This is a genomic window from Winogradskyella ouciana (genome assembly GCF_009709615.1).
GTDB classification, from domain to species: Bacteria; Bacteroidota; Bacteroidia; order Flavobacteriales; family Flavobacteriaceae; genus Winogradskyella; species Winogradskyella ouciana.
On the sequence record NZ_WJYA01000004.1, the window covers coordinates 1 to 10,809 of the forward strand.

General features: G+C 35.5%; 8 protein-coding genes. 6 read left to right on the plus strand and 2 right to left on the minus strand.

The window, feature by feature from the left end; all coding sequences use genetic code 11:
- Positions 1–464 precede the first annotated feature (464 nt).
- Positions 465–1,535 carry an oxygen-dependent tRNA uridine(34) hydroxylase TrhO gene (trhO, locus tag F1003_RS04020; protein WP_155087933.1) on the plus strand — a complete coding sequence of 357 codons (1,071 nt, stop codon included), beginning with the start codon at positions 465–467 and terminating at the stop codon, positions 1,533–1,535.
- A gap of 39 nt (positions 1,536–1,574) precedes the next feature.
- Here the strand turns inward: trhO and F1003_RS04025 are convergent, their stop codons facing one another.
- Positions 1,575–2,975, minus strand: a complete 1,401-nt coding sequence (locus tag F1003_RS04025; RefSeq protein ID WP_155087934.1) for a T9SS type A sorting domain-containing protein — start codon at positions 2,973–2,975, stop codon at positions 1,575–1,577.
- Between the two features lie 193 nt (positions 2,976–3,168).
- On the opposite strand from F1003_RS04025, the gene F1003_RS04030 reads away from it, so the two are divergent.
- The 5 genes from F1003_RS04030 to F1003_RS04050 all read left to right on the plus strand — a co-directional run bounded on the left by F1003_RS04030 (position 3,169) and on the right by F1003_RS04050 (position 8,651).
- Positions 3,169–4,353: a PSP1 domain-containing protein gene (locus tag F1003_RS04030; RefSeq protein WP_155087935.1), complete on the plus strand. Its 1,185-nt coding sequence runs from the start codon at positions 3,169–3,171 to the stop codon at positions 4,351–4,353.
- The gene (locus F1003_RS04035; protein ID WP_155087936.1) at positions 4,337–4,840 is read left to right on the plus strand and encodes a gliding motility lipoprotein GldH; all 504 of its coding nucleotides are present in this window, start codon (positions 4,337–4,339) and stop codon (positions 4,838–4,840) included. The genes F1003_RS04030 and F1003_RS04035 overlap by 17 nt, the downstream gene beginning before the upstream one ends.
- A 5-nt stretch (positions 4,841–4,845) precedes the next feature.
- Positions 4,846–7,203: a penicillin-binding protein 1A gene (locus tag F1003_RS04040; protein ID WP_155087937.1), complete on the plus strand. Its 2,358-nt coding sequence runs from the start codon at positions 4,846–4,848 to the stop codon at positions 7,201–7,203.
- A 90-nt stretch (positions 7,204–7,293) separates the two neighbouring features.
- On the plus strand, positions 7,294–7,995 hold the full coding sequence (locus F1003_RS04045) for a CoA transferase subunit A (protein ID WP_155087938.1): 702 nt from the start codon (positions 7,294–7,296) through the stop codon (positions 7,993–7,995).
- Between the two features lie 2 nt (positions 7,996–7,997).
- Positions 7,998–8,651, plus strand: a complete 654-nt coding sequence (locus F1003_RS04050) for a CoA transferase subunit B (protein WP_155087939.1) — start codon at positions 7,998–8,000, stop codon at positions 8,649–8,651.
- A 359-nt stretch (positions 8,652–9,010) separates the two neighbouring features.
- Here the strand turns inward: F1003_RS04050 and F1003_RS04055 are convergent, their stop codons facing one another.
- Entirely contained in the window at positions 9,011–10,702 is a 1,692-nt protein-coding gene (locus tag F1003_RS04055) for an ABC transporter ATP-binding protein (RefSeq protein ID WP_155087940.1), read from the minus strand.
- Positions 10,703–10,809: the final 107 nt, after the last annotated feature.

A 10,809-nucleotide genomic window follows, 5' to 3' on the forward strand; every position in this document is an offset into this window, starting at 1 on the left:
ATGAGCGTTTAACTTTTGAAATCCCTGAATTGGAAATTCAAAGTAACGTTTTCATTAACGAACAAAATTAATTAACTGCCGTCAGAATAATAAAATTTAATTTTTTTCAATTTTATGACGCAACCATTTTACATTTTTTGCATCTACTATATGAAAAAGGAAAAAGTTGCTATGAAAACCCTTTAAAAAGTTGAGATAAGTCTTGAAAATAAATTTTCTACTTTTTAATAACAATTAGCAAAACACATGACGACTCGGCTGTTGTTTAGTTCAACAGCCGAAAAGTCTAAGTTAATTAACTTTTTCAATTAGTTTTAAGTTAGTGGTTAGTTAGAAAAGCACCTTGATAATTTCACGGTGCTTTTTTAATGAAAAAATATTAAAATGAATACCTTTGCACAATATACATCAAGGCTTTAGCAGAGATGTATTTTAATTCTTTAACCTTAAAAAATTAGTATAGCATGCAACTGTACAATAACTTAAGTGCTAAAGAAAGAGCAGAACTTATTGAAAAAGCGGGAAAAGACCGCTTAACAATCTCTTTCTATAAGTACGCCAAAATTGGCAATACCGAAATTTTTAGAAACCATATGTTCTTGGCTTGGGACCAGCTAGATGTCTTAGGTAGAATATACATTGCTAACGAAGGCATTAATGCTCAGCTATCTGTCCCTGCAGAGAATTTCGAAGCCTTTAAAAATCATTTAGACACTATCTCGTTTCTTGAAAATGCAAGGTTGAACGTTGCCATTGAGCACGACAATTTTGCGTTTTTAAAACTAAAAGTTAAAGTACGTAATAAGATTGTTGCCGATGGTTTAAATGACCATACTTTTGATGTGACCAATAAAGGGGTTCATGTAAATGCAGAAAAGTTCAACGAACTTATTGAAGACCCAGACACGGTTTTAGTAGATATGCGTAACCATTACGAAAGTGAAATAGGCCATTTTAAAAACGCCATTACACCAGATGTAGATACGTTTAGGGAATCACTGGACTTGATAGAAGAAGATTTAAAAGAATACAAAGAAGACAAAAAGCTAGTTATGTACTGTACTGGTGGAATTCGATGTGAAAAGGCCAGTGCCTACTATAAACACAAAGGATTTAAAAATGTATTTCAGTTAGAAGGTGGTATAATAAATTATGCCAGACAAGTTGAAGCAGAAGGTCTTGAAAATAAATTTATTGGAAAGAATTTTGTTTTCGATCAACGACGGTCAGAACGCATTAGCGACGATGTGATTGCTAGTTGTCACCAATGCGGCAAGCCCGCAGATTTGCATACCAATTGTGCTAATGAAGCTTGTCACTTATTGTTTATTCAGTGTGATGAGTGTAAAGAAAAGATGGATAATTGCTGCTCCACAAATTGTCAAGAAATCATTAAACTGTCTTATGAAGAACAAAAAGCTTTGCGCAGAGGGCAAGGAAACAGTAACGACATATTTAAAAAAGGAAGAGCGGATCACTTACCGTATAAGAAAGATTTGAGAAATATATTTGAAACACTTAAATCTTCAAAATAAATAAAAAGGCTCTGGTTAAAACAGAGCCTTTTTTAATGTCTATTTTTTAATAAGTTTGATTGTTTTCTTTTGGTTTTGTTCTCCTTCTAGAGTTACAAAATACATTCCGTCAGAAAGTTCTGAGAGATTTAATTCTTTAATACCTTCAGGAGAATTTTCTTCGAAAGTTTTGATGGTCTTACCTAAAATATCAACAACTTTTGCACTTTTAACTTTTGAGGTAGAATTAATATTAACTATATCATTAAAGGGGTTTGGGTAAATTGAAGTGCTTTCCAGCCCTTCTTCTTCCACACTTAAAGCACCAACATAATAGCTATGGGTTACAGTTTGTCCATTATACGTGGCTTCCCATTTCCATTCTCCAGCAATATTTGCGACCGAAGTCCATCCTCCCCAATATGAAGCATAGTAATTGTCATTAAGATCAAAATCCCAATTATACAAATAGGTGTTGTCTGGTCTTATTACTTTAAGGTTTACCGTTGTTCCGGCAACCTGATCTCTTAAATAAATGAAGTAAGTTACAGTATCATTTAAATCAAATTGATCACTCTCATTAGAAGTTTCAGTAGTTGGGCATGCAGGAAAAACCGGAGCAGCTGTGTGCGTTAACACGGCATTGATTCCAGGATTATTGTAAGGCCTTTGGTTTTGCCACCAAGAATCAGCATTAAAACTATTGCAGGTGCCAGCATAAGGATCTACAAGTTGGGTGAATGTAGCATCAGTAAATACTTCAAAATGCAAATGAGGTCCAGTAGAAACACCAGAACTACCAACAACACCAAGATATTCCCCTTCAATGACCATATCACCAATATTCTTTGTCGTAGTTGAGCCATTTTTCATATGTCCATACAAAGCAATACTACCATCACTATGCTGAATGTAAACGGCATTCCAAGGTGTTGTAGTATCAAAATCGCAACTGCGATCAAAATTACCATCACTTTTAGCAACAATTTGTCCAGGAGCGGCAGCAATAATCTCTACTTCGTCATTGTCCATCATTTTCCATCCGAAGGGCCAAGTAAAATAATCTATACCTTGGTGATTGTACCCGTTGTCGGTATCGTAAGATCGTGTACCGCAATTGTAATCGGTCAATTGGTCTGGGTATGCAGCATTATGATCTATATAACCAGAAATACCATAAATTTCATTATAAGTTGAATTGGTTGATTTTTGTAAAGGCCATACAAATAAAGGATGAACACCTCTGTTTTCGGCAGAATAAGCTAAGCGGTTATTTTGACTTAATTCGGAGATGCGGGATTGAATATTCTGATAAATGACTTCTCGTTGAGCATCAGTTAGACATTCCGCTTTTTCAGGATTAAAAACAAATTCACCACCAGTAACGTCAGATGAAGGTTGTTGAGCAAAACTGAAGATAAAACTGAGGACAAAACTGAATAATGTAATTTTTGATTTCATAATGTTAAGGTATTGGTTTGTAGTAACATCGAACTAATCTGAAAATGTGAGCATTAAGATAAATAATATTCTATAAGTTATTATTAGCCAACTCTTTATTTGACTCAAGAAATAATCTTATCTTTACTCATTAATAAATTATGAATCCTTTATCTAGGCTTTTTATGTCTAGATTGAATATATAAAACTTTTTATGGCTTGTAACAGTTGTGCAACTGGTAAAGACGGCCAACCAAAAGGATGTAAAAACAATGGGACCTGCGGTACAGATAGCTGCAATAAGCTCACGGTTTTTGACTGGTTGGCAAATATGTCACTTCCTAGCGGACAAGAACCCTTTAATGGTGTTGAAGTTCGTTATAAAAACGGAAGAAAACAATACTACAAAAACACAGAAAACTTAACGTTAAGTATAGGTGATATTGTCGCCACCCAAGCAAAATCTGGGCACGATATAGGCATGGTCACTTTAACAGGTGAATTGGTGCGTGTACAGATGAAGCGCAAAAAGGTGGATATCAATGACGAAGAAAACGTTCTAAAAATATACCGAAAAGCATCTCAAAGAGATATAGATGTTTGGTCAAAATCGCGAGACAAGGAAGAGGCAATGAAGGTAAAAGCACGCCAGTTTGCTATTGACCTTAATCTGAAGATGAAAATCTCCGACATAGAGTATCAAGGAGATGGCAGCAAGGCAACTTTTTATTACACTGCTGAAGAACGTGTAGATTTTAGGGAGCTCATCAAAGTTTTTGCTCGTGAGTTCAGAACGCGTATAGAGATGAGGCAAGTTGGCTTTAGGCAAGAAGCGGCAAGACTTGGTGGTATTGGCTCTTGCGGAAGGGAATTGTGTTGCTCTACTTGGCTGACGGATTTTAGATCTGTGAGCACTTCTGCAGCGCGTTATCAACAATTATCTTTAAACCCCTTAAAGTTAGCTGGCCAGTGCGGTAAGTTAAAATGTTGTTTAAATTATGAACTTGATGCTTACTTAGATGCATTAAAGGATTTTCCAAAAACCGACATAAAACTTTACACTGAAAAAGGAACTGCAGTTTGCCAAAAGACTGATATTTTTAAAGGTCTTATGTGGTACGCCTATGAAGGAGAATGGATGAATTGGCACGTCATTACAACCAAACAGGCTAACGAAATTATTGCAAAAAACAAGAAAAAAGAAAAAGTTGCAAGCCTTGAAGAATATGCAGCTGAGCACATTCAAGACACTAAAACCGAGTTTGAGAACGTTGTAGGTCAGGATAGTTTAACACGTTTCGATAATCCAAAATCAAATAAGAAACGTAAAAACAATAGGAAGAGAAACAAAAACCGCAACAGAAACCGCAATCAAAAACAAAATGCAAAAAAGAACTAGTTGGTTACTATTGGCACTTGTTAGTTTGTTTATGGTTACAAGTTGTGATTCTAAAGCGGTTTATGACGAATATAAATCTGTTCCTAACAAATGGCATAAAGATTCAGTTGCGAGTTTTAATTTTAAAGCGCCAGACACTATAAAGAATTATAATCTCTATGTTAATCTCAGAAATACGAACGATTATAAGTTCAGTAATTTATTTCTCATTGTAGAGTTAAATTATCCAAACGGTAAAGCTGTAAAAGACACTTTAGAATATAAAATGGCAGCGCCAAATGGTGAGCTTTTAGGGACAGGATTTTCTGACATTAAGGAAAACAAGCTTTGGTATAGAGGTTATAAGTCGCCGTTTAAATTTAGTGAAACAGGAGACTATAATGTAAACATTCAACATGCTATGCGAAAAAATGGTGATGTAAATGGCGTGGTGAACTTAGAAGGTATAACAGATATTGGTTTTAGGGTAGAGAACGCTCAAGAGTGATAATTATGGCAAAAAAGAAAACGACAAAATCTAAAACAGAGGCACTAGACTTTTCAAAATATATAAGACGATTTTGGATACTTTTTGCAAGCGGTATTTTTGCATTCGTATTATTGTTTCTTTTAGCATCTTGGGGACTTTTAGGCGAAATGCCAGATCATACCAGATTAGAAAACCCAGAGACTAATTTAGCTACCGAAATTATTTCTTCAGATGGCGAAACCTTAGGCAAATTTTATTTTAACGATAATAGAACTCCAGTTGGTTATGAAGATTTGCCAAAAAATTTGGTTGATGCTTTAATAGCTACTGAAGATATTCGTTTCTATGAGCACTCAGGCATAGATGGCAGAGGTACACTTAGAGCAATTTTCAAACTTGGTAGAGGAGGTGGAGCAAGTACGATATCGCAACAATTGGCGAAACAATTGTTTACTGATCAAGTTTCAAAAAACAGTATAGAACGCGCACTTCAAAAAGTTAGAGAATGGATAATAGCTATTAGGTTAGAACGTCAATATACTAAAGAGGAAATCATAGCTCAATATTTCAATATCTACGATTTCGGAAACAATGGTGATGGAATTCGTTCCGCTTCCAGAATCTATTTTGGTAAAGAGCCTAAGGATTTGGATTTAAAAGAATCAGCTATGCTGGTAGGCATGTTTAAAAACTCTTCATTATACAACCCAAGAAGAAATCCTATAGGAGTTAAAAATAGACGTAACGTTGTTTTAGCGCAAATGCATAAGTACGAATACATTACCGAAGAAGTAAAGGATTCATTACAAGCAACGGAATTAGATTTAAATTACTCACCAGAGTCTCATCGCGAAGGTATAGCCACTTATTTCAGAGAATATCTTAGAGGTTTTATGAAAGAATGGGCTGAAGATGAAAACAATAGAAAACCAGATGGTAGTAAATACGACTTGTATAGCGACGGGTTAAAAGTATTTACCACTATTGATTCGCGTATGCAACAATATGCTGAAGACGCTATAGCTCAACACATGCCAAGACTTCAGGCAGAGTTTGATCATCAAAATACTCCGGATAGAAACCCAACAGCTCCGTTTTTGGAATTAGACCAGGCTGAAATCAATAAGTTGATGAAAGACGGAATGCGTAGAGGAGAACGTTGGAGAATTTTAAAAAACCAAGGAAAATCAGACAAAGAAATTGAGGCATCATTTCACAAACCAGTTGAAATGACGGTATTTAAATGGATAGATGGAAAAGCCAGTGAGGTAGATACGGTTATGAAGCCAATAGACTCTATGCGCTACTATAAGTCGTTCTTAAAGCCAGGCATGATGTCTATGGACCCAATAACTGGCCATGTAAAAGCTTGGGTTGGCGGTATGAACTATAAGCATTTTCAGTACGATATGGTAAAGCAAGGTAAGCGCCAAGTCGGTTCTACGTTTAAGCCTTTTGTTTATGCCACAGCTATTGACCAATTGCAAGTGTCTCCGTGCGATTCTTTCCCAAGAACACCAATCACAATTGAAGCTAATAAATTTGGTAATCCAGAGTCTTGGACAACAAAAAACTCTGACGGTAATTATTCTGGTAAGCAAACCTTAAAAGATGCTCTAGCAAGTTCTACTAATACTGTCACTGCACGCCTAATGAATGAAATTGGTCCACAACCTGTGGTTGAAATGGCTAAAAAATTAGGAGTTGAGCAAGAGATTTTACCTGTACCAGCTATTGCATTAGGAACTGCTGATATAAGTGTATACGAAATGGTGGCAGCCTATTCTACTTTTGCCAATAAAGGTGTTTATAATAAACCCGTAATGGTTACGCGTATTGAAGATAAAAACGGAACCGTTCTTTATCAAGTAACGCCAGAAAGTAAAGATGTTTTGAGTGAGGAAGTCGCTTACGTAACTGTTAACCTTATGGAAGGAGTAACACAAGCAGGCTCAGGTAGAAGATTAAGGCACAAAGGGTTTGATAAATGGAATGCCATGTATAAAGAAATTATGACAGGCTATCCTTATGAATTAACAAATCCGATAGCTGGTAAAACTGGTACGACACAGAACCAAAGTGATGGCTGGTTTATGGGCATGGTGCCAAACTTAGTAACTGGTGTATGGGTAGGTGCAGAAGACAGGGCTGCTCACTTTAAAACTATTACTTATGGTCAAGGAGCTTCTATGGCACTACCTATTTGGGGACTTTATATGAAGGCTTGTTATGCCGATGAAACTCTGGATGTTTCTAAAGATGACTTTGAAAAGCCATCTGGATTGACCATTAATGTTGATTGTTCTGTGCACGATGAAGGTGATCTTGGTGCCGATTCTGATACTGATGATGATGTCGAAGTTGATGTAGATTTCGAATAAGGCAACATACTTCTTCGACATATTTAAGCAAATTTTTATTATGAAGTTTGTTTAGTCTTTCGTATTTTTCAGAAGATAATTTTTCAATTTATGATTAGTAAAAAAGTAGCTAATGTTACTGAAGCTTTGCAAGGAGTAAAGGATAATATGACCTTTATGTTTGGTGGTTTTGGCTTATCTGGTATTCCTGAAAATGCCATTGCAGAACTTGTGAAGCTGAATGTAAAAGGCTTAACCTGTATTTCTAACAATGCAGGTGTCGATGATTTTGGTTTAGGGCTGTTGTTACAGCAAAAGCAAATCAATAAAATGATTTCATCTTATGTTGGTGAGAATGATGAGTTTGAGCGTCAGATGCTTTCAGGAGAATTAGACGTAGAGTTGATTCCACAAGGCACTTTAGCAGAACGTTGTAGGGCAGCCCAAGCAGGATTTCCAGCAATATACACACCAGCTGGCTACGGCACTGAAGTGGCAGAGGGAAAGGAAACACGAGAATTTGATGGTAAAATGTATGTTTTAGAACATGCATTTAAAGCAGATTTTGCATTTATAAAGGCTTGGAAAGGTGATGCAGCGGGCAACTTAATTTTTAAAGGAACAGCCAGAAATTTTAATCCCAATATGTGCGGTGCGGCAAAAATAAATGTAGCTGAGGTAGAGGAACTTGTTTCTGTAGGTGAATTGGACCCTAATCAAATTCATATACCTGGTATTTTCGTGCAACGAATCTTTAAAGGTGCACATTACGAAAAACGAATTGAGCAACGAACAGTTAGGCAAAAGAATTAAGAATGTTAGACAAAAACGGAATAGCAAAACGCATAGCTAAGGAAGTACAAGATGGTTATTATGTTAATCTAGGGATTGGCATACCTACTTTAGTTGCAAATTATGTGAGAGATGATATTGAGGTAGAATTTCAAAGTGAAAACGGAGTTTTGGGCATGGGCCCATTTCCTTTTGAAGGAGAGGAAGATGCGGACATTATCAACGCAGGAAAACAAACTATAACTACATTACCAGGAGCATCTTTTTTTGATTCTGCTATGAGTTTCTCAATGATTAGAGGACAACATGTAGATTTAACCATACTTGGAGCGATGGAGGTCGCTGAGAACGGAGATATTGCAAATTGGAAAATACCTGGAAAAATGGTCAAAGGTATGGGAGGTGCCATGGATTTGGTTGCCAGTGCCGAAAATATAATTGTTGCGATGATGCATACTAATAGAGCAGGAGCATCTAAGCTGCTTAAAACATGCTCATTACCGCTTACTGGCGTTGGTTGTGTAAAGAAAATAGTAACCAATATGGCAGTTATAGAAGTTACAGATAAAGGTTTTAAACTATTGGAACGTGCTCCAGGTGTATCTGTTGAGGACATTAAAAACGCTACCGATGGTTACTTAATCGTTGAAGGTGAGATTAAAGAAATGGAGTTTTAGAGAATTCTATTTGCAAAAATGGTATACCGCATATTAACTTGCGGTTTTTTTGTAAGAAAAGAAGACGAAACAGACTACAAATGTTAAAATTATATGCATTTTATCGAATTATAAAGTATTACAACTGATGAAATGAATATTTGTTTCATATTAGCAGACCCAAATAAAAACTAAATTAACCAAATTTACCATAAACTTAATTTATTGATTTGGCCCCAAATCTACCATAAACTTAGCTTATGAAAACTAAATCAAATCTACCAGAACCTACTTTGAACGAAAACGTTTTGTTTTCGAACATTAAAAACACAATGAGAGTAATTTCAGGTGTTTTAAAGTTAACCAAGAAAATATTCATGCTATAACCCTTTTGGGATAGCATGAATTAATTTTTTGGTGTATTCCTTTTCTGGGGATGCATAAATATCATCAGCATCTCCTAATTCTTCAATTTTTCCTTTATTCATAACCAATAATTGGTCTGCCATATATTTTACAACGGCTAAATCGTGTGAAATAAAAATATAGGTAAATCCAAATTGCGATTTCAAATCATTCAATAGATTTAAAACTTGTGCCTGTACCGAAATATCCAATGCAGACACGGATTCATCACAAACAATCAGTTGAGGTTCTAGGGCAATAGTTCTTGCAATGCCTATACGTTGACGTTGTCCACCAGAAAATTCATGCGGATACCTATAAAAAGCCGAGCTTTCTAGTCCTACTTTATTAAGAATATCTAACACTTTTTCTTTACGTTCAGCTGAAGAATTGCCAACGTTGTGGACCTTCATAGGCTCCATTATGGCGTTACCAACTGTTAGACGAGGGTTGAGAGAGGCAAAAGGATCTTGAAATATTATCTGAATATCTTTGCGTAATTCACGTAACTCCTTCTTTTCTAGCCTAGTAATATCATTCCCCTTGTATTTTATAATTCCAGAAGTGGCTTTATCCAATTGAAGTATGGAGTTTCCTAAAGTGGACTTTCCACAACCAGACTCACCAACCAAACCAATGGTCTCGCCAGGATACACTTTAAAACTTACACCATCAACCGCCTTAAAAGGAACATCTTTAGAAAATAAACCTGATTTTGAAAGATATGTTTTTTCAACATCAATGACTTCTAGTAAAGGTTCTTGAGCGTATAATGTTTTATGATGATTAAGCCTATCTTCTTTTGAGATAATGGTTTTATCGACTTCATTCGACATGAAATCAGAAATAGTTGGTAATTGCTTTAGCCTAAAATCTGCGGAAGGTCTTGCCGCAATGAGCGCCTTGGTGTAATTGTGTTTTGGATTTTTAAAAATAGAACTAGTGTCACCTTGCTCTACAATTTCCCCTTTGTACATCACCAAAACTTTATCTGCAAGCTCTGAAACTAAAGATAAATCGTGTGAGATAAATAAAATGCTCATTTTAGTTTCTTCTTGGATATCTTTCAATAAATCTAAAATATCTTTTTGTACAGTAACATCTAGAGCAGTAGTGGGCTCGTCAGCAATGAGTAATTTTGGCTTACATGCAATTGCCATAGCAATCATAACTCTTTGCTTTTGGCCGCCAGAGATTTCGTGTGGATAGGATTTAAAGATTCGTAAAGGTTTAGGAAGTTTTACTTTTTCAAACAGATCAATAACTTCGGTTTTAATCTCTGAATTAGATAGTTTTGTGTGTTGTTTCATAATTTCTTCAACCTGTTTGCCACATCGCATAGATGGGTTTAGGGAACTCATAGGTTCTTGAAAAATCATAGCAATTTCATTCCCTCTTAATTTTTGAAAAGCATTGTTGTCAACTTTAACAAGGTTATAATCTTCAAACCATATTGAACCCGACGTAATTTTAGAAATTCCTTTTGGTAAAAGCCCCATTATTGCTAATGAAGATACAGACTTTCCTGACCCAGATTCGCCTACAATTGCAGTTATTTCATTCTGTCTTAGAGCAAACGTAATTGATTTAATAATTTTCTTCTCTATTCCTTCACCAAAAAATGAAATTGAGAGTGCATTAACTTTAAGTAAATCTTGATTTGGCATGTGTAAAAATAATTAAATAAAGGATAGAATTATGATATTTCAATGATATTGACTTTAAAAGCAAATTGCTCACGAATACAATTAAAAGACTGTAAGACAGGTATATA

Bases quoted from the DNA above. Each gene is read 5' to 3' on its own strand.
- trhO (WP_155087933.1), top strand. From the start codon at position 465: ATGCAACTGTACAATAACTTAAGTGCTAAAGAAAGAGCAGAACTTATT.
- F1003_RS04025 (WP_155087934.1), bottom strand. From the start codon at position 2,975: ATGAAATCAAAAATTACATTATTCAGTTTTGTCCTCAGTTTTATCTTC.
- F1003_RS04030 (WP_155087935.1), top strand. From the start codon at position 3,169: ATGGCTTGTAACAGTTGTGCAACTGGTAAAGACGGCCAACCAAAAGGA.
- F1003_RS04035 (WP_155087936.1), top strand. From the start codon at position 4,337: ATGCAAAAAAGAACTAGTTGGTTACTATTGGCACTTGTTAGTTTGTTT.
- F1003_RS04040 (WP_155087937.1), top strand. From the start codon at position 4,846: ATGGCAAAAAAGAAAACGACAAAATCTAAAACAGAGGCACTAGACTTT.
- F1003_RS04045 (WP_155087938.1), top strand. From the start codon at position 7,294: ATGATTAGTAAAAAAGTAGCTAATGTTACTGAAGCTTTGCAAGGAGTA.
- F1003_RS04050 (WP_155087939.1), top strand. From the start codon at position 7,998: ATGTTAGACAAAAACGGAATAGCAAAACGCATAGCTAAGGAAGTACAA.
- F1003_RS04055 (WP_155087940.1), bottom strand. From the start codon at position 10,702: ATGCCAAATCAAGATTTACTTAAAGTTAATGCACTCTCAATTTCATTT.